The sequence below is a fragment of the Pelomonas sp. Root1217 genome (assembly GCF_001425705.1).
GTDB lineage: Bacteria > Pseudomonadota > Gammaproteobacteria > Burkholderiales > Burkholderiaceae_C > Pelomonas.
On sequence record NZ_LMDC01000012.1, the window covers coordinates 66,684 to 86,963 of the forward strand.

A 20,280-nucleotide genomic window follows, 5' to 3' on the forward strand; every position below is an offset into this window, starting at 1 on the left:
CAGTATCTGCCGCCATGCGCCGCCCTGCGTTAGGGTGTGCGCCCAGACTGAAACGCCCACGAAAGAGACCATGAGGAATACCGGTGTGACGCGTCGCAACTTTGTCCAAGGTGTCGGTGCCGTCGGGCTTGCCGCGGCGGGCCATGCGGTGGCGGCACCCTCCGATCAGCCGCTCTACAAGCAGACTTCCGCAGGCGTTGAACCGCGCGTGAACGACCTGCTTTCCCGCATGACGCTGGAGGAGAAGGTGGCCCAGATGATGTGCATCTGGATCGGCAAGAACCGCGTGCAGAACGAACGCGGTGACTTCGACGCGGTACGGGCTGCGCAGGCGCTGCCGCACGGCTTGGGCATGCTGGGCCGCCCGAGCGACCGCAAGGGCGTGGCCAACCAGAACGCCGGTGCCGATGCCAACATGGCCAACCGCGCGGCGGCCGAGACGGCGGCCTACGTCAATGCCGCCCAGGCCTGGGCCGTGCAACACACGCGGCTGGGCATCCCGCTGTTCATGCATGAGGAAAGCCTGCATGGCTATGCGGCGCGCGACGCGACCTGCTTCCCGCAGGCGATTGGCCTGGCGTCGTCCTTCGACCCGGCGCTGATCGAGCGGATCTTTTCTGTCTGCGCCCGGGAGATGCGGGCGCGGGGTGCCCACATGGCCTTGGCGCCGGTCGTCGATGTCTGCCGCGACCCGCGTTGGGGCCGCGTGGAGGAAACCCTCGGCGAAGACCCCTACCTGACGGGCGTGCTGGGCAAGGCCGCCGTGATTGGTTTTTCCGGCACCGAGCGCAAGCTGGCGCCAGCCAAGGTGCTGGCGACGCTCAAGCACATGACGGGGCATGGCCAGCCCGAGCGCGGCATCAACACCGCGCCCGCGCAGATCTCCGAGCGGGTGCTGCGCGAAGTCTTCTTCCCGCCATTCGAGAAGATCATCCGCGAGACGCCGATCGCGGCCGTCATGCCCTCGTACAACGAGATCGACGGCGTGCCCTCACATGCCAACCCGTGGCTGCTGAAGACCATCCTGCGCGGTGAATGGGGCTTCAAGGGCCTGACGGTGTCGGACTACTTCGCGATTGGGGATCTGGTGTCGCGCCACCGGCTGGTGCCGGACATGAAGGAGGCGGCCTATCGCGCCTTCAGCGCCGGGGTCGACATCGAAACGCCTGACACCGGCGGCTTCCCCGAGCTCGTCAACCTGGTGAAGGCCGGCCGCATCAAGGAGGCAGAGATCGACGTCGTCGTGCGTCGCATCCTGGAGCTGAAGTTCCTCGCCGGACTGTTCGAAGACCCCTACGTCGACGCCGCCAAGGCCGATGGCCTGACCGCCACACCGGACGCGGTGGCCCTGGCGCGCGAAGCGGCGGTGCGATCGGTTGTGCTGCTGAAGAACGACGGGGTGCTGCCGCTCGACGGCAAAAAGGTCGGCAAGCTGCTGCTGCTGGGCACGCATGCCAAGGACACGCCCATCGGCGGCTACTCCGACATCCCTCGCCATGTGGTGTCCATCCACGACGCACTGGCCAGCGAAGCGAAGTCGCAAGGCTTCGCCTTCGAGTACCGCGAAGCGGTTCGGCTGACCGAGAAGCGCGAGTGGACGGAAGACGAGGTGCGGTTCATCTCCCCGGCGGTCAATGCCCGCCTCATCGCCGAGGCGGTCGAAGCGGCCAAGGCGGCGGACACCATCGTCATGGTGCTGGGTGACAACGAGCAGACCACCCGCGAGGCCTGGTCGGACACCCATCTGGGCGACCGGGATTCGCTGGAACTGATCGGCCAGCAGAACGACCTGGCAGCCGCCATCTTTGCGTTGAACAAGCCGACGGTCGTCTTCCTCCTCAACGGCAAGCCGCTGGCGATCAACCTGCTGCAGGCCAAGGCCAGCGCCATCATCGAAGGCTGGTACCTCGGCCAGGAAACCGGCCATGCGGCCGCCGACATCCTGTTCGGGCGCGCCAACCCGGGCGGCAAGTTGCCGATCAGCTTCCCGCGCAACGCGGGGCAGCTGCCCGTCTACTACAACGCCAAGCCGACGGCCAACCGCGGCTACCTCGGGGCAGACAACACGCCGCTCTACCCCTTCGGCTTCGGTCTCAGCTACACGACGTTCGCCCTGTCGGAGCCGCGGCTGTCCAAGGCCACCATCGGGCCGGCGGACAGCGTGACCGTCTCCGTGGACGTCACCAACACAGGCAAGCGCCCGGGCGACGAGGTCGTGCAGCTCTACATCCGCGATGACGTTTCCTCCGTGACCCGCCCCGTCAAGGAACTCAAGGGCTTCGCCCGCGTGACGCTGGCGCCCGGCGAGAAGCGGACCGTGACCCTGACGATCACACCGGCAGAACTCCAGTTCTACGGCATGGACATGAAGCGCGTCGTCGAGCCCGGCAGCTTCACCCTCATGACCGGCTCCAGCAGCGTCGACCTGAAGACCACCACGCTGACGGTCACCGCGGCCTGAACGACATGACGCCCTCCTTCTCGCTTTCCCTGCTCGCCGCCACGTTGCTGGCGACGACGACTTCCTTCGCCGGTACCTACCAGCAAACGCCCACGGGCGTGGTGGTGAAGCCCGATACGGGCAGCGTGAAGGAGCTTCGCCTCGATGCCATCACCGAGACGATCATCCACGTCACCGGCGTCGACGATCCGGCGCGTCCGCAGCTCGAGTCGCTGATGGCCGTTGCGAAGCCGAGCGGGCGCTTCACGGTGAAGGCCAGCCCCGAGGCCGTGACCCTCGATGCAGGCAAGGCGTCGGCCCGGGTGTCGCTGAAGGACGGCCGGGTCACCTTCCTCGACGCCAAGGGTGTCGCCGTGTTGACGACGGAGCGCGCCGACCTCCCGCCGGTCGTTGTCGAGGGCCGGCCCTATGTCGCCCCTTCCGCCCAGTTCAACCGGGGCACGAGCGAGGCGTTCTTCGGCCTGGGGCAGCACCAGAATGCGCAGATGGATTTGAATGGCGAGGACATCGAGCTGCGCCAGCACAACATGGACATCGCCATCCCGTTCGTCGTGTCCGACCGGAACTACGGCGTGCTCTGGGACAACAACGCCGTCACGCGCTTCGGCAATCCGCAGCGCTTCGGGCTGGCCAGTCGTGACCTGAAGCTCACCGCGCTGGACGGCGCCAGCGGCCTGACTGCGAAGTATTACGTCGACGATCAACTGATCCTGACCCGCGTGGAGCCCGACATCCGCTATCAGTTCCTCAGCGACGTCCGCAGCTACTGGCCCACCGACGCCGCGCTGAGCAAAGCAGCCACTCGAAGCAAGAAGGTCAGGGTCGTCTGGGAGGGCACGGCCACTTCCGACAAGCCCGGGCTGCACAAGATGCGCCTGTTCGCTTCAGACTACGTGACGCTGAAGGTCGAAGGAAAGACCCTTTTCGACCATGGCATCTGGCGCGCGAACTGGAACGGCTGGTACAACAATTTCGAGCAGCCGTTCAGCCCGGGCAAGCCGGTCAGCCTGCATGTCGAATGGCGGCCGACGAGCGGTCTCATCTCGCTGCACCACTCCGACCCCGAGCCGGCCGCCGACAAGCATTCGCTGCGCTTTGCGTCCGAAGCCGGCACCGGCCTGAACTACTACTTCATCGGCGCCGACTCGATGCAAGGCGTCATTCGCGGCTATCACCAGGTCACCGGCATCCCGCCGATGATGCCGAAATGGGCCTACGGCTTCTGGCAGTCCCGGCAGCGCTACCGCACCCAGGCCGAGTTGCTCGGCGTGCTCAAGACCTACCGCGCCAACCGCTGGCCCATCGACAACATCGTGCAGGACTGGTTCTACTGGCCGGAGGACCAGTGGGGCAGCCATGGGTTTGATGCCACACGCTTCCCCGATCCCAAGGGCATGGTCGATGAAGTGCATCGCCAGCATGCCAGGATCATGATTTCGGTCTGGGGCAAGTTCTATCCGAACACCGCCAACTACAAGGAGCTGGACGCCAAGGGCTATATGTGGCGCCGCAATGTCGAGCTCGGCATGAAGGACTGGGTCGGCGCGGGCCATCTCAACAGCCACTTTTCGCCCTACAACCAGGAAGCGCGGGACATCTTCTATCGCCAGATGAAGAAGCCCCTGGTCGACCTCGGCTTCGATGCCTGGTGGATGGACAACACCGAACCGGACGTGCGCTCCAACGCCAGCCCCGAAGAGATAGCCGAACTGATCACGCCGACGCAGTTGGGGCCGGGCGCGCTGGTGACCAACGCCTACGCCACCATGGCCACCCAGGCCGTTCACGACGGCCTGCAGCGGGACCGGCCCGACGTGCGCCCATTCATCCTGACCCGCTCCGGCTTCGCGGGCGTGCAGCGCAACGCGGCGGCCGTGTGGTCGGGCGACGTCGTCGGCACCTGGGACAGCCTGTACAAGCAGATCTCCGCGGGCGTTCAGACAGGGTTCTCGGGCGTGCCCAACTGGTCGCACGACATCGGCGGCTATTCGCAGGAAGCCCGGTTCCAGGACAAGTCGGTCGCGGGGCTCCAGGAGAACCGCGTGGGAGGCGGCGTGCGTACCGCCGAAGACCTGAAGGAGTGGCAGGAGCTGAACCAGCGCTGGTGGCAGTTCGGCGCCTTCTCACCGTTGATGCGCAGCCACGGTGAAGGCGTGAAGCGCGAGATCCATGAAATCGCGCCCGAGGGCTCCGCCATGCGGGCCAACATGGTGTGGTTCCTGGAGCTGCGCTACCGGCTGATGCCCTATATCTACACGGCCGCCGCGGACAGCCACTACGAGGGCGCGCCCATCATGCGCGGCCTGGCTCTCGACTTCCCGGCAGACGCCAAGGCCAAGAAGATCGCCGACCAGTACCTGTTCGGCCAATCGATGCTGGTGGCGCCGGTGACGCGGTACGGCGCGACGTCCCGCACGGTCTACTTCCCTGGCACGTCGACCTGGTACGACTTCTGGACGGGTGAGGCGGTCAAGGGCGGCCAGGCGCGAACCATGGCCGCACCGCTGGACCGGATGCCGCTTTTCGTCAGAGCGGGCGCCATCGTGCCGATGGGGCCCATCACGCAATATGTGGACGAGAAACCCGACGCGCCGCTCACCCTCCATGTCTATACCGGCGCCGACGGCAGCTACAGCCTCTACGAAGACGACGGCGTTTCGAACTCGTACCAGGCCGGCCAGTACACGCGCATCCCGTTTGTCTATGACGACAAGCGCGCCGAAGTCACCATCGGGCCGCGCTTCGGGGCTTATTCCGGCATGGTGCGCAGCAGAACCTTCAACATCCGCTTCCTCAAGCCCGGCGACCGCACCGTCGACTTCGATGCGCCCGCTGTTCCCGTGACCTATTCAGGGGACCGTATCGTCGTCAAGGCGCCGTAAGGGCACCGCCGGCGGTGAGGCCCCTGTCAATCGACAGCCGCAGGCTCGTTCTCCGTGTGCCGGTCAGGCTCCGTGGTGCGCAGGATTTCGTTCAGAACGGAAGTGGCGTAAGTCCCGGCGGGCAAGGTGAACGTGAGCACCAGTTGATCGGCTTGCGGCCATTCCCATGACATGTCCGCCGGGCTCGCCACCAGGGTGCGGCGCTCCTGATCCAGGCCGGCGTGTTCCATGCCGTCGCACAAGGTGGCGTGACGTTCCGCCACGCCGTTTTCCACGGCCTGCGCTTGGTCTGTGGTGCTCACGCGGCCCCGTCCCCACAGCGGCCCGGTGGGCCGGCCCGCCTCGTCCATCACATCACCGGCCAGGGCCTTGCCCCAGAGTCCCTGTTGAATTCGCAGCGCCAGCACTTCATTGAAGACGAAGGAGCGCACCGCCGACAGGTAGATGCCCTTCTTCTTCGGGTTGCGCACGCGGATTTCGCGCGCCAGCATGGCGCGGCCCTGCTCGACGTTGCCACCGTCGTGGCCGAAACGCTGAGCGCCGAAGTAGTTGGGCACGCCATGTGACGCAACGGCCTTGAGATTGGCCTCCATCGCGTCGCGGTCGCCGGTCACGTCACGCAGCACGATGCGGAATCGGTTGCCCTGCAAGTCACCGCGGCGCAGCTTCTTCACGTGACGGCTCTGACCCAGCACTTTGAATTCCGGGTGCTGAAGCAGAGTCAGGTCGGGCGTCTCTCCCTTCGGTAGATAGATGCTGAACCACTGTCGCGTGATGGCGTAGCGGTCCTTGAGGCCGGCATAGCCCACATCCATTTCCTGCACGCCGGCGGCCTCGGCCAGCTGCTGGGCGACGAAGGCGGTGTTGGCACCGTTCTTTTGGATGTCCAGCCAGATGTGTTCGCCCTCACCGGAGGGCAGCTGCAGCGGCAGTTCGGTGACGATGAAATCCTCGTTGAGGAGTTTCAGGGTGGCGCTGGCGCCGCTGGCCGGATAAGCGTTGGGCCACTGCGGCAAGGTCGAGTATTGAGCGTGGGTCATGAGCGGTCTGGCGGCACCAGCTGTAGATAGGGGCAGGGTGTCTAGCCGACCAGGGGCAGTGATTCTCTCCCTACGAGCGTCAACAGACCCGATTCGATGGGAACCGTTGCGCGCTACGACAGGCGGCCTTCGGGCGGCGACGTCAACCCACGGACCCGGGCGGGACGGAAGTGCGTTGGGTAGTGGCCAATGACTGTGCAAGGCTGGATGCAGTCATCGGCCATCTCTCACCAGAGAAAATCTCGCATTGACGCAACATTGAATGTTCGTGCCACTCCGGCCAGCACCCGCCACGCCTCATACAACTGCATGTGACGGGCAATTGCTTCCGGATCATCCGTCTCTTTGGCGTCCAGTTTGGCGCCCTCATCGACCAAATACGTTCGCGCACGTTCTAGTTCAGCCTCCCCTAAAGGTCGCAAGGAAGCATCATCCACGGACTGCTCCAACAAGTTTGCGGCCACCAACACGTTTGCCATCGCAAGGTGTTCGCCACGCACGAGTCGCAAGTGTTCTAGTGACTTCTTGCGGTTAAGCCGAAATCTTCCGGACTTCGATCTGGCTCCAACATCCTCCATGTAAAGCGAACCCAGTTGAAAATTCGCCCAATCGCTTGCCGCTTGGGCGGACCGTTCAAGCAATTCGCCACCGCCATCAATATCGGGGCACTTCGCAATCATTTGAAGGGCCAACCGTACTAGCGCCGGCGTGTCTAGACCGCGCGGGGGCGGTCCGCCATTACAAATCGATGGGTCATGGGAGGGATTTTTTTGGTCGCCGCCCTCCATAGCGCCTGCAGAAGTTTTCAGAAGCGAAATGGCTAGTAAGCAACCCAGAAGAACACGGTGCCGCAGAACCGCACACCAAGGTGGCCGTGTCATAGCGCGAGTCTAGGGTCTGAAACGTCCGCTTGCTCACCCATATCTGTCCTTGGTCGGCCTGAGCATCTCGAGCTCGTAGGTTGGGGTGAAGGTACTGGACTCTTAGTGCGTGGCTGGAGCGCCAAATTGCTCCGCGCAACTTGGCAACGGAGTCGGCCCTGGCGATGGTCGAGCGCGGCCTGACAGTCGACGTTCCCTTGATGAACTCATTGGGCTTGCTCCACGGCGATGCGCACCACGGGAACATCCTGACTGACGGGCAACGCCTGTACTTTGCTGACCTCGGCCTGGCCACATCAGCACGCTTTGCGCTTTCGACGGACGAATTGAGCTACCTGCATCACAACGCGAGCCTGGACCGCGGCTACGCACTGGCCAAATGGGTCAATTGGTTGGTCAAAGCTTTCGCGCCAGCGGTAGACAGACCGCTAGATCGTTACGACTTGGTGCGGGCCGCCGCACAGGGTCAAGCGATGCATCAACTTGTCCCCGGTATTCCTTCCAACGTGGCTGCGATCGTTCACCGCCATGCGTCAGTCGCCACAGTCATCAATGACTTCTACGTCAAGCTGCACAGTGAAGACAGACGTACACCATATCCACGCGATCAACTCGAAGCCTTGCTTTGGGGGACCGCATCGGCGACGTAGCAGATGATGCGAGCTGCTGGCGACGTGGTCGTTTTGTGCTTTGAAGCTTGAGCTCGTAGGTTGGGGTGAAGGTACTGAACCCCAGTTGATGCGGTCGGCCTGATCATGTTGGGGTTCGCAACGCTCACCCCAACCTACCGGGCTGGTTGAAGTAGAGCATCGCCTCAGGCGGAAACCCGTCGGCGGGAGGAGGTAGTGCCATGCGTCGACTATCGACACGCCGCTGCCAAGATTCGCGACATTCTGGAGCGGTTGCTCATCAATCCCAAACATGAAGTCGTATCAGCCTTTGCCGCAACTGCGTCACTCCCGATAGATTTGCGAAGCCGCACTGTTGTGGCGTTAGGGAGAGCATCATGATCGACACCATTCCTTCACCGTTTCGTTGGGCCGGTATCTGGTCGGCGGGTTCCGACTACCAAGCCGCCGAGTTGGTCTGGGTCCCAGCTGTTCACGCGGACGGCGTTCCGCTGCCCGGAGGGTTCTACGTCAGCAACGGGTCAACGACAGCCAACGGCATGCCGCCGAATGCCGACGGGGCGCTTCACTTGGAGCGTGTGCGCAATTGGGGCCTGCGCCAAGGACGGCTGCCCTTCATTAACGGGTCGTGGACCCGCTTGCCAGAAGGCGCATTCACGATCTCGGTACCTCGTGAAGAGTCCAGTCCTTTGAACTGGCGAAGCGATTGGTCATCCACCGGGCTGTACTCGCCTGGCGACGTTGTTCGGATCAAAGGGCAATTGTTCGTTGCCAGAAAGCTTGTGGTGCCCTCCGAATACGAGCCGGCACAGGGCGATCACTGGGACCGCTTGACCTCCCAGCCACAGCTTCAATTTAGAGGAGACTGGAACGCTGATACCACTTATCAGTCGGCCGATATCGTGTCGTATAACAATAGCTGGTACTCCGCGCTCACTGACAGCGTCAGGCAGACTGTCCCGACAGACAGCTCCAAGTGGAAGCTAATCGCCGAGTTCAGCAGTGCTGACGCCATGGCATGGGCATCACTGGGTATCTCCTCTATTGCGCTGCTTACAAGTGGTATTGGCGCTGCCAAGGACATCATGGAGATCCGGCAGATGAGAGATCTCGCTACGAGGGCCGCGGATGCAACCCGGCTAGCCGCGCAAGAAGAGGTAGTCAGGCTGGCGCAAGAGGTCGTGAACGCGCAGAACAAGAACAAGGCCAGAACGCCATAGGACTGCCGCAGCGGCGGGCATGTCGGCCCCGTTTTCACCGTTTCAGTGGTCCACTTCTATGCACCTTTGGTTCGCAAAAATTAAGCACATACACCCTTGGGCAGGGATGAATCAGGGCGAAACCGCGTCGCAAGGGATCAACGGCAAAAGGTGCGGTCTTTGCCGCAACCGAACTGCCCATCAGGGCTGTCGTGGGCTCCGGCTAGGTGCCTAGGCGAAGGTCCGTTTTATCGAAGGCTTCATCTTGGATGGCTTATTCCGCCAGCCGCCACGGTATCACCGCTTGCTGACTGACCACTATCGCTGGCGGATTCAACCGGTCACTACGGCGGCTCACCGCAACCGACGATCCAGCCAGTTCAACACCCGCAAATCCTGGAAGTAGTTGGTGTGGTGCGTCTCGGCGCTGACGCCCAAATCCTCCCACTGCGGCGCCGCCAGCACCGTGTCGCCGAGGCGATTCATCGACGCGCTGTCCACGACCAGATCATTGGGCTGATCGAAGATCAGATCGGCGCCGTAGTACATCGCCTGGCCCTTGAGATGCGTCACGCGCTTCCACAGCTTCCACAGCGGCTCGTTGGCTTCGCTGGGCATGAAGCTGCCGCCGATGGCGCGCAGCTCGGCGCCGGTGGACAGCGGGTAGAGCTGGGCCAGTTCGAGGTTGTTGGTCACGCGTCCCTGCGCCAGCAGCCCGGGCACCAGGCCCACGGCGGCGTCGGTCAGCGGCGTGCGGGCGCCCAGCTCCAGCACCTTGCCCAGCACGCAAGCCAGGCCGCCCACGCCCAGGGCGAGCACGCCCAACCCGGGCGGTGCGACCGTGCCGGCGCGCGAGGCGACCTCGGCAACCGCATCGGCAAAGCTGGCCAGCGTGTCCAGCGCCTGGCGCAGTTTGTCGGGTGCGGCCAGCGAGGTGCCGGCCAGCGGCGAGCCGACGAACAAGGCCTGGCGGGCGCGCAGCGTCGGCGCCATGCGCAGCAGCCAGGAGATGACGAGGCCGCCGCGGCTGTGGCCAACGAAGTCGAACTCGGCAGTGCAAGGCGCCAGCGCATCGCGCAGGGCCAGCGCGTTCAGCCAGGGCGCGACGGAGAGGGTCGGATGGTCAAAGGCCAGCACCGCGGCATAAGTGCCGCTGGCGTCCGCGAGCCGCTGCAGCAGCGCTTCGCCATCCACGGTCGCGGTGAACTCCTTGGCGTACATCGCGCTGGCGCTGAAGGTGCCATGCACCAGCACCAGCACACGGCCCTGCAGGGCCGCCAGTTCGCCGGCCGCCAGCGCCACCCAGCCCGTGCCGTCCCAACGGCGCAGGCCTTCTGCAGGCGCGATCAGCTGGGCCAACGCCGGGTTGAGCCGCCGGTCAAGGCCCTGCAGCGCCTCGGTCAGCTGGTTGGGCGCCAGTTCCGGGAAGGCGATGCGCTGCACGGTCTCGCGCGACTCGGGGCTGAAGGCGCGCCAGCTGCGCCGGCCCTGCGTGCCGAGCTGGCGAACGGGCGGCTCGTAGACCCAGCGCAGCAGCCCATCGTCGCGCAGCAGACGCACAGCGGCGCGGCCGTCCGCGGCACTCGCATCGAAGCTGCGGCGGCGACGTTGCTGGATGGGCGCACGTGCCGCCTCACCGCCTGGCGAAGACACTTCGAGTTGGTCACCCACCTCGGCCCACAGCGTCTGGCTCGCCGCGCTCATTGGTCGTCCCTCAGCAAAGGCAGTGGCGTGATCTGCCGCTGCCGCGCCGTGATGATGTCCAGCATGGAGTCGTAGTCCGCGCGATCGGCCAGCGCCTCGACGCCGGCCTCGATGGCCTCGATGAAGCCGCAGTGCTCCGTCAGCCTGACGGTCTCGATGGGCACGAGCTTGCGGTCCAGGATGAGCTGGCGCACTTCGTCCCAGCTGGCGCGGCCGGCGTGCCAGGGCACGGCCTGCGCATTGGCGGCCGAGCTGCCGCTGGCGTCGGCCTGCACGGCGCCGCTGAAGTTGCCCTTCATCTGCATGTAGTCCTCGCGGAAGGACGGGTGGCGCCACCAGCCCGGCAGCGCATGGCCTTCGAGCAGGAAGACGACGGGGTAGATGTCCACCAGCTCCAGGCAGGCCGCGAACAGCAGGGCCAGGTCGATGCAGGTGCCGGCGCGGTCCGCCAGCACGGTGGACGGCATGCGCAGGCGCTGCGAATCGAGCTGCTTGCTGTAGCTGGGCGGCGGATTGATGTAGCCGAGCTGCCAGTCATGCAGCAGCGTCGCCCAGAGCGCCTCGACCTGGCGGTCCACGCCTTGCAGCAGTTCTTCGGCGACGCGACCGCCGGCCTGCACGGCGTTGTCTGGCACGCATTGGTAGCCTTCGAAGCCGGCCGTCGGGTCGTCGCGCAGCACGCGGTTGTAGCGCTGCGACTGCGACACCGCGCGCACGATGGCCGGGTCGCGCGGCAGCACGAAGGACGGCAGCCACTGGCCGTCGCGGCGGTTGTCGCGCCACTGGTCCACCGGCAGCAGGCGCAGCCGATGGCTGTCGTGGTACAGCACCTTGTCGCCCTGGCGCACCCGCACCTGCAGGCTGGTGTTGATGGCCTCGTGCACGCCGCGGGCGACGTCGGCCGTCAGCGGCACGTGGATGTCCTTGGTCAGGTTCTCGCGCTCGTGGCGCATGACGACACGCCGCTCGTAGCGCGCCTCCTCGTCGCCCAGGTGAACGGCCACCTCCACGTCCAGCGGCTCGGCACGCTCGGGCGCGTCGCAGCTGAGCACGAAGCGGCGGAACAGCGGCTGGGCGTTGTGCAGCACGGCGTAGTTCAGCTCGGGGAAGGGCTCGATCTCGCAGCGCACCTCGCGGGAGGCCGGCGCTGCCGCGGCCAGGGCGCGGCGCTGGGCCTCGTGGGCCGCGCGCGTGGCGTCGTCGACAAAGACCGGGCCGCCCAGCCACAGCGTCACGCCGGTGGCGTCCACCGACTCGGGCAGGGCCCTGACTTCTTCCCAGACCTTGGCGAAAGCGGCCGGCAGGTCGAAGCCGCCGGCAAACAGGTGCCGCAGCAGCTGGGTCAGCGCGTACTCGGCGAGCGAGTCGTCGAAGGCGTCCTGGAAGCCCAGCGCCGCCAGCGTGGCGCCCTCGGCGATCAGCATGGGCGCCAGGCGCGCGGCGCTGTTCCAGACGTTGAGGGTCGTCAGATAGGGCGGCGAGTCGCCTACCGCGCCCGCCACCGCCTCGGCCAGGGCCTGGGCATGCACGAGGCGGGGGTGGCCGCCGGCACCGCGCAGCAGCAGGCCGTCCAGCACCCGGCGCGAGTCGGCCAGCAGCTCTTCGATGGGCTGCACGCGGTCGGGTGCGCCGACGGCGTCCGACTCCGGCGCCTCGACCAGGGCGCCCTTGCCGACCACGATGCCCAGTTCGCGCAGGCCCTGGTGGCTGTCCATGCCGGCCACGTGGATCAAGTGCGGTGGCCGCGCGGCCAGCTCGGCCACCAGCTCCTCCAGGCTGGGGTAGTTCAGCACGCGCGGTGCCGGCACCTCGGCCGGCAGGGCAGCGGCGAGGTTCTTCAGCTCGGCGTCGACGCTCCAGCGCTCGCAGAGTTCCGTCGGCAGTGCGCTGATGATGAGCACGCGCAGGTCGCGCCAGGCCGGCAGCACGACGGGCTCGCGCGGCACCGGCTGCCATTCGCCCTCCACCTCGTGCTGCAGTTGGAGCTCGCGGATGACGGTCAGCGGCCGCAAACCCTGGGCCGCGCGGCGCTGCTCGCGCGTGGCCGCGGCCAGCACGTATTCCCACGGGAAGATGCGCCCCTCCCAGTACAACGCCTCGTGCTGGAAGGGCACGCGCACGACCAGCGTCGAGGCCTGGCCCAGCGCCTGCAGCGCGGCGGCGTCCAGGCCGAGGATCCTCAGCGTCTCGCGGGCGTCGATCTGGTGCTGCTCGCGCGCCTTGGCGTCGCGCACCCAGCGCTGGCGGGAGCGCAGCACATAGGTCCAGCGCAGTGCCTGCTGGGCCATGCTCTGGCGCGAGCGCGTGTCCACGCTGGCCAGCGGCAGGCCCAGGGCGTTGCTGGCACTGGCGATGCGCACGCCTTCGAGCAGGCGCTCATGCTCGGGCGGCAGTCCGGTCTTGCCCACGGGCAGTCCTCCTGTTCAGGGGACCGCAGTATCGCGACGCTGCGCACGCGCGCAACGCCCCGATTTCTGCTTCAGACCAAGCCTAGGCTCTCTTCCAGGCCCAGATGCACGTTCATCGACTGCACCGCCGCACCGCTGGCGCCCTTGCCAAGATTGTCCAGGCGGCTCATCAGCAGCACCTGCGTGTCCGACGCGAACACGAAGATGTCGACGCGATTCGTGTCGTTGCAGGCCTGCACGTCAAAGGCGCCCGCCTCCAGCGTGGCCGCGTCGCGCAGCGGCTTGACGTTGATGAAGCGCTCGCCTTCGTAGTGGGCGGCCAACGCGGCCTGCACCTGCTCGGGCGTCGTGCCGGCCTTGAGCTGGCTCAGGTGCAGCGGCACGCTCACCGCCAGGCCCTTGTAGAAGCCGCTGACGATGGGCATGAACACCGGCGGGTTCACCAGGCCAGTGTGGGCCGCCATCTCAGGCAGGTGCTTGTGCTTCAGGCCCAGCGCGTAGGGCCGCGGCGCCTGCAGATGGGCTGGCAGGGGCTGCTGCTCGTACTCGGCGATCATGGACTTGCCGCCGCCCGAATAACCCGTGATGGAGGTGGCGCTGACCGCTGCCTCGCGCGGCAGCAAGCCGGCGTCCACCAGCGGACGCACCGCCAGGATGAAGGCGCTGGCGTGGCAGCCGGGGTTGGCGATGCGCTTGCTGGCCTGGATAGCACCGCGCTGGCCCTTGGCGAGCTCGGGCAGGCCAAAGGCCCAGCCCGGCGCCGTGCGGTGGGCGGTGCTGGCGTCGATGAGGCAGGTGTTGGGATTGATGACCATGAAGGCCGCCTCGCGCGAGGCCACGTCGGGCAAGCACAGGAAGGCCACGTCGGCGGCATTCAGCAGGCGCGCGCGCTCGGCCGGATCCTTGCGCTTGTCGGCATCGATCTTCAGCACCTCAATGTCGCTGCGGGCCGCGAGGTATTCGTGAATGCGCAGGCCCGTCGTGCCTTCCTGGCCGTCAACAAACACTCGGTAAGTCATCGCATCTTCCTCACAGCAACGGGGCCACCCCCGGGAAAGCCCGAAGCATAGACGGTGCGGAATCACCATGCCCAGCGCCGAGTTGTCACAAGCCGGCGGCTATGCTCGCGGCCGAAAAAATATCAGGGAGGTTGATGATGTCGTTCCCACGCATGGGCTGGGCCACCGGCCTGGTCGCCATCGCGCTGCTCAGTGGCTGCGCGCATTCCGTGCCCACCGAGCCTACCCGGCTCAACGCAGCGATCGAGCAGCCCGCCAAGGTCATCCGGCTGGAGCGAGAGGCCCTCATCGTGCTGCCGACGGGCTACAAGCGCCAGCTCCGGGCCGACAGCAAGTGGCGCCTTGTCGGCAGCATCGCCCAAGGCCAGGTCTTCCGCCCTGTGGATTCGGTCCTCACCATCGAGGGCCGTCAAGTTCACGAGGCCTACCTCGTGATTTCAAGTGGCTTGCTGCGGGGCTTCTACCTGCCCGGCGAGTCGAACTACGCCCCCCTTCAAGCCCCTGTCCCACTCTCTATCGGAGAAATCTCTTGATTCGACGTTTCGTTCTCGCTGCCGCGATCGCCGGCACCGCCATCCTGACCGGCTGCGCGTCCGGCCCGAAGTTCGCGGAAATGTCTAAAACCATCCCGACCCTCAAGGCCGGCGAAGGCCGCGTCTACTTCTTCCGCGCCGACTCGATGCTCGGTGCTGCGATCCAGCCCGACATTCGCCTGAACAACGAGGTGGTCGGCTCGTCCAAGCCGGGCGGCTTCTTCTATGTCGACCGCCCCGCGGGCAGCTTCGCCGCTGCGGCATCGACGGAGACCGAGAAGACGGTGTCCTTCAGCCTCGACGCGGGCGAAACCAAATACGTTCGCAGCTCGCCAACCTTCGGCGTGCTGGTAGGCCGCATCGTGCTGCAGCTGGAAGAGCCGGCCAAGGCGCAGGCCGAGGTCGAAAAGCTGAGCTACGTGCCTCTCAAGAAGTAAGCCGCCACGCGAGCGGCGCCTGCGCAGGCGGTGTCACCCGCATCTAAAGTTGCAGGATGAACGCTGCGCGCATCCTGCTTCTCCCAGGCTGGCAAAACTCGGGCCCGGACCACTGGCAAAGCCGCTGGGAGCGGCTGCACGGCGACGAGCGCGTCGAGCAGCACGACTGGGACTGGCCTAAGCGCGGCGACTGGATGGCGCGGCTGGACGAGGTGCTGCTGCAGGATGACGCGCCGGCCCTGCTCGTCGCCCATTCCCTGGGTTGCCAGCTCGTCGCCGCCTGGGCCGAGCATTCCCAGCACGTCGGCCGCGTGAAAGGCGCCCTGCTCGTCGCCCCGCCCGACACCGAGCGTGCGGACATGCCGCCCCAGCTGCACAACTGGCGCCCCATCCGCCGCCCGCGCCTGCCCTTCCCCAGCATCACCGTCATCAGCAGCGACGACCCCTTTGGCGCCGCGGAGCGCAGCACGCAGATGGCGTCCGACTGGGGCAGCAGTGTCGTCATCGCGGGGCCGCGGGGTCATCTGAACGCCGAATCGGGCCTGGGCGACTGGCCTGAAGGCCGGGAGCTGCTGGAGGGGCTTCGGCAGCGCTAGCGCCCAGGCGTACCGGCGGCTGCGGACCGACCCATGGGCTGCCCGAGCTGCCATGCGCTGGCGAGCCGCCGGCCTTCGGCCAATTGCTCCGGCGTCAAGGTCTGCGCCACCCGGTCACGCTCGATCTCTACGCCTTGCGGGGGTCTGCTGCCGGCGGCAGAGAGGTGCAGCCAAACATAGGCTTGCACGGCATCCTCCGGCACCCCGTTGCCGTAGCGAAGCAATCGCGCCAGATTGCGCTGGGCCCGGCTGTGTCCCAGCCGGGCCGCTTGTTCGTACCAACGCGCGGCCTGCTCGACGTCCCGTCCCACGCCCGTGCCGAGCAAATAGCAGGTACCCAGATTGTCCATACCTGCGGCGCTGCCTTGTTCAGCCGCCTCACGGTACCAGCGCACCGCCTCGCTCTCATCCTTCTCGACCCCCTCGCCACGGCTCAACAACACGCCCAGGTTGACCTGGGCGTTGGCATTGCCTTGCTCGGCCGCCATGCGGTACCAGCGCACCGCCTCCGGGTAATCTCTCGCCACACCCTGGCCGTGCTCGAGCATCGCTCCGAGGATGGACTGCCCCTGGGGTTCGCCCTGCTCGGCGGCCCTGCGAAACCATTGCACCGCCTCTTCGGCGTTCCTGTTGACACCCTGCCCGTTGTTCAGCATCAGTCCCAGGTTGTATTGAGCCTTCGCGTAGCCCTGCTCGGCCGCTTTGCGGTACCAGAACAGCGCGTCCGATTCATTCTTGGCGAGCACTCGGCCAAAGGCGTGCCATGCGCCAAGGGTGAACTGTGCCGCCGCATGGCCCTGAGCGGCCGCCCTGCGGTACCAGCTCAACGCCTCGGTTTCGTTCTTTGCCACCCCCTGCCCCAACGCGAGCATCTGCCCGAGGTTGTACTGGGCGTCCGGGTTTCCCTGCTCTGCGGACTTTCGGTACCAGTGCATAGCCTCGCCCGCGTTTGCCGGACCGTCCACCCCATGCAAATGCATCCAGCCCAAGCGGAATTGGGCGAGGGCGTCGCCCGCCTGCGCGAAAGGTCTGAGCTTCCGCACCAGGCCTGAGTAGCGTTCCGCATCCACGGCTGCATCGATGTCCTTGGTTTGTGCGCAGGCCATTGGAGAAAGCAGCCCCACCAGCATCGCGACGGCAAGGCATCGGATTTGCATTTCTAGTGCTCCCAAGTCGGCCCGGCAGGATAGCCGCCTCCCACGCGCGAGAATTGCCCTATGGTCACCAAGAAACCCAAAGGCCTCGGCCTCGGCCTGGAAGCCCTGCTCGGCCCCAAGGTCAGCGAAGCGCCCGCCACCGACTTGCCCTCCACGCTGAAGCTTGAACAGCTGCAGGCCGGCAAATACCAGCCGCGCACGCGAATGGACGAGGGCTCGCTGTACGAGCTGGCCGAGTCGATCAAGGCGCAAGGGATCATGCAACCGATCCTGGTGCGCCCGATCTCGCCGAACGGGAGCGCAACCTACGAGATCATTGCCGGCGAGCGGCGCTTCCGTGCGGCAAAACTTGCCGGCCTGCGCGAGGTGCCGGTGCTCGTCAAGGCGGTGCCCGACGAGTCGGCCGCCGCGATGGCGCTGATCGAGAACATCCAGCGCGAGGACCTGAACCCGCTGGAAGAGGCGCAGGGCCTGAAACGACTCACCGACGAGTTCGGCCTGACGCATGAGCAGGCGGCCCAGGCGGTCGGCCGTTCGCGCAGTGCGGCCAGCAATCTGCTGCGGCTTTTGAACCTGAGCGCGCCGGTGCAGAACATGCTGATGGCGGGCGACCTCGACATGGGCCACGCCCGCGCACTGCTGCCGCTGGACGGCGCCACGCAGATCACGACGGCCACCGAGATCGCGGCCAAGAAGCTCAGCGTGCGTGAGGCCGAAAAGCTGGTGGCCAGGCACCAGGGCGCCGCCCGCCAGACGCCGCTGCTGCGCGTGAAGGGCGACAAGAGCCGTGACGTGCTGCGGCTGGAAGAAGAGTTGGCCGACGCTTTGGGCACGACCGTCGAGGTGCGCGTGAAGAAGGCCGCCAAGCGCGGTGGCCATAGCGGCGAACTGGCCATCCATTTCGACTCGCTGGACGCCCTGTCCGGCATTCTTGACAAGCTGCGCGGCGCCTGAGCAACGCAAGCGGCGATGCAATGCGGCGGCGTCTGACAAGGCGCTGCCGGCCGGCGCTCAACACTAGGTGCGCAACAAGGATGGTGATGCATCCGCGGCGCGTGCCACCCTCGCAACAGTTCTTCACCGACAGCTCTGTCTGCGGCCCGCCACAAGGCCCCCGGGTTCGTGTGGTTTGCCCGAAAAGTGCCAGGTCTTGCCCAAACAGCGGGCGTATGCTGGCCCGGCACCCTGTCAACGGAAAACCGTGTTGGTTTGTTGGTGGTCGTGTTGATGGGCAGATAGCGGCTTATTCTTGAGATTGACGAAAGGTCGGCGGCGCCAAGCTGCTGATCTAGCGAGTGGAGAGTTCTGATGACGCCTTGCTGTTGAGGCGCGATCAGAACCCCCCAGTCCCTCGGGCACGGATCGTGCCTGCGGCCCTGTGGAGTTCAAACCGCAGGAGGTCGGCATGGACGTCATCAGCCATTTCGCAGCGCGCTTCGAGCGCAGCAAGGTCGAGGAGCTCTCGCTGGAGGACTACCTCGCAGAGTGCAAGAAAAACCCACTGGCCTACGCCACGGCTGCCGAGCGCATGCTGCAGGCCATCGGCGAGCCGCAGATGCTGGACACGCGCAACGACCAGCGGTTGTCGCGCCTGTTCGCCAACAAGACGATCAAGATCTACCCGGCCTTCGCCGAGTTCTATGGCCTGGAAGAGGCCATCGAGCAGGTTGTTTCCTACTTCCGCCACGCCGCACAAGGCCTGGAAGAGAAGAAGCAGATCCTCTACCTGCTCGGGCCCGTGGGCGGCGGCAAGAGTTCCATCGCCGAGCGGCTCAAGCAGCTGATGGAGCACGTGCCCTTTTACGCGCTCGCCGGCTCGCCGGTGAATGAGTCGCCCCTCGGCCTCTTCGACCTCATCGAGGACGGCCCGCTGCTGGAGCGCGACTACGGCATCCCGCGCCGCTACCTGAACCGCGTCTTGAGCCCCTGGGCCGTCAAGCGCCTGGACGAGTTCGGCGGCGACATCCGCAAGTTCAAGGTCGTCAAGCGCTACCCCAGCGTGCTCAAGCAGCTCGGCGTGGCCAAGACCGAGCCGGGCGACGAGAACAACCAGGACATCAGCTCGCTGGTCGGCAAGGTCGACATCCGCAAGCTCGAGACCTATGCCCAGGACGACCCCGATGCCTACAGCTACTCCGGTGGCCTGTGCCTGGCCAACCAGGGCCTGCTGGAGTTCGTGGAAATGTTCAAGGCGCCGATCAAGGTGCTGCACCCGCTGCTGACCGCCACGCAGGAAGGCAACTACAAGGGCACCGAGGGCTTTGGTGCCATTCCCTTCGACGGCATCGTGCTCGCACACAGCAACGAGAGCGAGTGGAAGACCTTCCGCAACAACAAGAACAACGAGGCCTTCCTCGACCGCGTCTACATCGTCAAGGTGCCCTACTGCCTGCGCGTCAGCGAAGAGGTCAAGATCTACGAGAAGCTGATCCGCGGTTCGTCGCTGTCCGAGGCCAAGTGCGCCCCCGGCACGCTGAAGATGATGAGCCAGTTCGCGGTGCTCACGCGGCTGAAGGAGCCCGAGAACTCGTCGCTGTATTCCAAGATGCAGATCTACGACGGCGAGAACCTCAAGGACACCGACCCGCGCGCCAAGAGCTACCAGGAATACCGCGACTACGCCGGCGTTGACGAAGGCATGAGCGGCATCAGCACGCGCTTCGCCTACAAGATCCTGTCCAAGGTCTTCAACTTCGACTCGGCCGAGGTGGCTGCCAACCCGGTGCACCTGATGTATGTGCTGGAGCAGCAGATCGAGCGCGAGCAGTTCCCCAAGGAGCTCGAAGAGAAATACGTCGGCTTCATCAAGGAACAGCTGTCGCCTCGCTACGCCGAGTTCATCGGCAAGGAGATCCAGACCGCCTATCTGGAGAGCTACAGCGAATACGGCCAGAACATCTTTGACCGCTACGTGACCTATGCCGACTACTGGATCCAGGACCAGGAGTACCGCGACACCGACACCGGCGAGGTGTTCGACCGTGCGTCACTGAACGCCGAGCTTGAGAAGATCGAGAAGCCGGCCGGCATCTCCAACCCCAAGGACTTCCGCAACGAGATCGTCAACTTCGTGCTGCGCGCGCGCGCCAACAACGCGGGCAAGAACCCGCTGTGGACGAGCTACGAGAAGCTGCGCACCGTCATCGAGAAGAAGATGTTCTCCAACACCGAGGAGCTGCTGCCCGTCATCAGCTTCAACGCCAAGGCCAGCGCCGAGGACGCCAAGAAGCACGAGAACTTCGTGCAGCGCATGGTGGACAAGGGCTACACGGCCAAGCAGGTGCGGCTGTTGTGCGAGTGGTACTTGAGGGTGCGCAAGAGTTCTTGAACGCAA

Annotated in this window: 15 protein-coding genes; 9 read left to right on the top strand and 6 right to left on the bottom strand. The window is 65.7% G+C overall.

The features are described from left to right. Window positions 1-70 precede the first annotated feature (70 nt). Window positions 71-2,461, top strand: a complete 2,391-nt coding sequence (locus ASC95_RS09210; RefSeq protein ID WP_057297445.1) for a glycoside hydrolase family 3 N-terminal domain-containing protein — start codon at window positions 71-73, stop codon at window positions 2,459-2,461. 5 nt (window positions 2,462-2,466) lie between these two features. Beyond that, window positions 2,467-5,343: a TIM-barrel domain-containing protein gene (locus ASC95_RS09215; protein ID WP_057297446.1), complete on the top strand. Its 2,877-nt coding sequence runs from the start codon at window positions 2,467-2,469 to the stop codon at window positions 5,341-5,343. 26 nt (window positions 5,344-5,369) lie between these two features. On the opposite strand, the gene truD is transcribed toward ASC95_RS09215, so the two are convergent. Together truD and ASC95_RS30485 are read right to left on the bottom strand one after the other, a co-directional pair. Then, window positions 5,370-6,383 carry a tRNA pseudouridine(13) synthase TruD gene (gene truD, locus ASC95_RS09220; protein WP_057297447.1) on the bottom strand — a complete coding sequence of 338 codons (1,014 nt, stop codon included), beginning with the start codon at window positions 6,381-6,383 and terminating at the stop codon, window positions 5,370-5,372. Window positions 6,384-6,610: 227 nt separating this feature from the next. Then, on the bottom strand, window positions 6,611-7,063 hold the full coding sequence (locus ASC95_RS30485; RefSeq protein ID WP_157256040.1) for a hypothetical protein: 453 nt from the start codon (window positions 7,061-7,063) through the stop codon (window positions 6,611-6,613). 341 nt (window positions 7,064-7,404) lie between these two features. Between ASC95_RS30485 and ASC95_RS09225 the strand changes: the two genes are divergently transcribed. Both ASC95_RS09225 and ASC95_RS30490 read left to right on the top strand, forming a co-directional pair. Then, on the top strand, window positions 7,405-7,914 hold the full coding sequence (locus ASC95_RS09225; RefSeq protein ID WP_235537851.1) for a hypothetical protein: 510 nt from the start codon (window positions 7,405-7,407) through the stop codon (window positions 7,912-7,914). Between the two features lie 356 nt (window positions 7,915-8,270). Continuing rightward, on the top strand, window positions 8,271-9,113 hold the full coding sequence (locus ASC95_RS30490; RefSeq protein ID WP_157256041.1) for a hypothetical protein: 843 nt from the start codon (window positions 8,271-8,273) through the stop codon (window positions 9,111-9,113). Between the two features lie 333 nt (window positions 9,114-9,446). Here the strand turns inward: ASC95_RS30490 and ASC95_RS09235 are convergent, their stop codons facing one another. From ASC95_RS09235 to argC, 3 genes are all read right to left on the bottom strand, one after another. Then, entirely contained in the window at window positions 9,447-10,796 is a 1,350-nt protein-coding gene (locus ASC95_RS09235) for a triacylglycerol lipase (protein WP_057297450.1), read from the bottom strand. Next, entirely contained in the window at window positions 10,793-13,204 is a 2,412-nt protein-coding gene (locus ASC95_RS09240) for a hypothetical protein (protein WP_057297451.1), read from the bottom strand. Before ASC95_RS09240 ends, ASC95_RS09235 begins: the two co-directional genes overlap by 4 nt. A gap of 71 nt (window positions 13,205-13,275) precedes the next feature. Then, the gene (gene argC, locus ASC95_RS09245) at window positions 13,276-14,223 is read right to left on the bottom strand and encodes an N-acetyl-gamma-glutamyl-phosphate reductase (RefSeq protein WP_057297452.1); all 948 of its coding nucleotides are present in this window, start codon (window positions 14,221-14,223) and stop codon (window positions 13,276-13,278) included. 137 nt (window positions 14,224-14,360) lie between these two features. Here argC and ASC95_RS30495 point away from each other — a divergent pair, with 137 nt between their 5' ends. From ASC95_RS30495 to ASC95_RS09260, 3 genes are read left to right on the top strand one after another with little or no spacing between them, the layout of a single operon-like run. Next, window positions 14,361-14,756 (top strand): hypothetical protein, encoded by a 396-nt coding sequence (locus tag ASC95_RS30495; RefSeq protein ID WP_200960115.1) that lies wholly within the window; start codon window positions 14,361-14,363, stop codon window positions 14,754-14,756. Further along, the gene (locus ASC95_RS30500; RefSeq protein ID WP_369820602.1) at window positions 14,753-15,193 is read left to right on the top strand and encodes a DUF2846 domain-containing protein; all 441 of its coding nucleotides are present in this window, start codon (window positions 14,753-14,755) and stop codon (window positions 15,191-15,193) included. The genes ASC95_RS30495 and ASC95_RS30500 overlap by 4 nt, the downstream gene beginning before the upstream one ends. 56 nt (window positions 15,194-15,249) lie before the next feature. Next, entirely contained in the window at window positions 15,250-15,789 is a 540-nt protein-coding gene (locus ASC95_RS09260) for an alpha/beta hydrolase (protein ID WP_057297453.1), read from the top strand. Here the strand turns inward: ASC95_RS09260 and ASC95_RS09265 are convergent. Continuing rightward, on the bottom strand, window positions 15,786-16,946 hold the full coding sequence (locus tag ASC95_RS09265) for an SEL1-like repeat protein (protein WP_082567655.1): 1,161 nt from the start codon (window positions 16,944-16,946) through the stop codon (window positions 15,786-15,788). The two genes, ASC95_RS09260 and ASC95_RS09265, sit on opposite strands and share 4 nt — an antisense overlap. A 60-nt stretch (window positions 16,947-17,006) precedes the next feature. Between ASC95_RS09265 and ASC95_RS09270 the strand changes: the two genes are divergently transcribed. Both ASC95_RS09270 and ASC95_RS09275 read left to right on the top strand, forming a co-directional pair. Next, the gene (locus ASC95_RS09270; protein WP_057297455.1) at window positions 17,007-17,900 is read left to right on the top strand and encodes a ParB/RepB/Spo0J family partition protein; all 894 of its coding nucleotides are present in this window, start codon (window positions 17,007-17,009) and stop codon (window positions 17,898-17,900) included. A gap of 451 nt (window positions 17,901-18,351) precedes the next feature. Beyond that, window positions 18,352-20,274 carry a PrkA family serine protein kinase gene (locus ASC95_RS09275; protein ID WP_057298302.1) on the top strand — a complete coding sequence of 641 codons (1,923 nt, stop codon included), beginning with the start codon at window positions 18,352-18,354 and terminating at the stop codon, window positions 20,272-20,274. Window positions 20,275-20,280: the final 6 nt, after the last annotated feature.

Coding starts and splice junctions, on each gene's coding strand:
- ASC95_RS09210 (WP_057297445.1), top strand. CDS start 71: ATGAGGAATACCGGTGTGACGCGTCGCAACTTTGTCCAAGGTGTCGGT.
- ASC95_RS09215 (WP_057297446.1), top strand. CDS start 2,467: ATGACGCCCTCCTTCTCGCTTTCCCTGCTCGCCGCCACGTTGCTGGCG.
- truD (WP_057297447.1), bottom strand. CDS start 6,383: ATGACCCACGCTCAATACTCGACCTTGCCGCAGTGGCCCAACGCTTAT.
- ASC95_RS30485 (WP_157256040.1), bottom strand. CDS start 7,063: ATGATTGCGAAGTGCCCCGATATTGATGGCGGTGGCGAATTGCTTGAA.
- ASC95_RS30490 (WP_157256041.1), top strand. CDS start 8,271: ATGATCGACACCATTCCTTCACCGTTTCGTTGGGCCGGTATCTGGTCG.
- ASC95_RS09235 (WP_057297450.1), bottom strand. CDS start 10,796: ATGAGCGCGGCGAGCCAGACGCTGTGGGCCGAGGTGGGTGACCAACTC.
- argC (WP_057297452.1), bottom strand. CDS start 14,223: ATGACTTACCGAGTGTTTGTTGACGGCCAGGAAGGCACGACGGGCCTG.
- ASC95_RS30495 (WP_200960115.1), top strand. CDS start 14,361: ATGTCGTTCCCACGCATGGGCTGGGCCACCGGCCTGGTCGCCATCGCG.
- ASC95_RS09260 (WP_057297453.1), top strand. CDS start 15,250: ATGAACGCTGCGCGCATCCTGCTTCTCCCAGGCTGGCAAAACTCGGGC.
- ASC95_RS09265 (WP_082567655.1), bottom strand. CDS start 16,946: ATGCAAATCCGATGCCTTGCCGTCGCGATGCTGGTGGGGCTGCTTTCT.
- ASC95_RS09270 (WP_057297455.1), top strand. CDS start 17,007: ATGGTCACCAAGAAACCCAAAGGCCTCGGCCTCGGCCTGGAAGCCCTG.
- ASC95_RS09275 (WP_057298302.1), top strand. CDS start 18,352: ATGGACGTCATCAGCCATTTCGCAGCGCGCTTCGAGCGCAGCAAGGTC.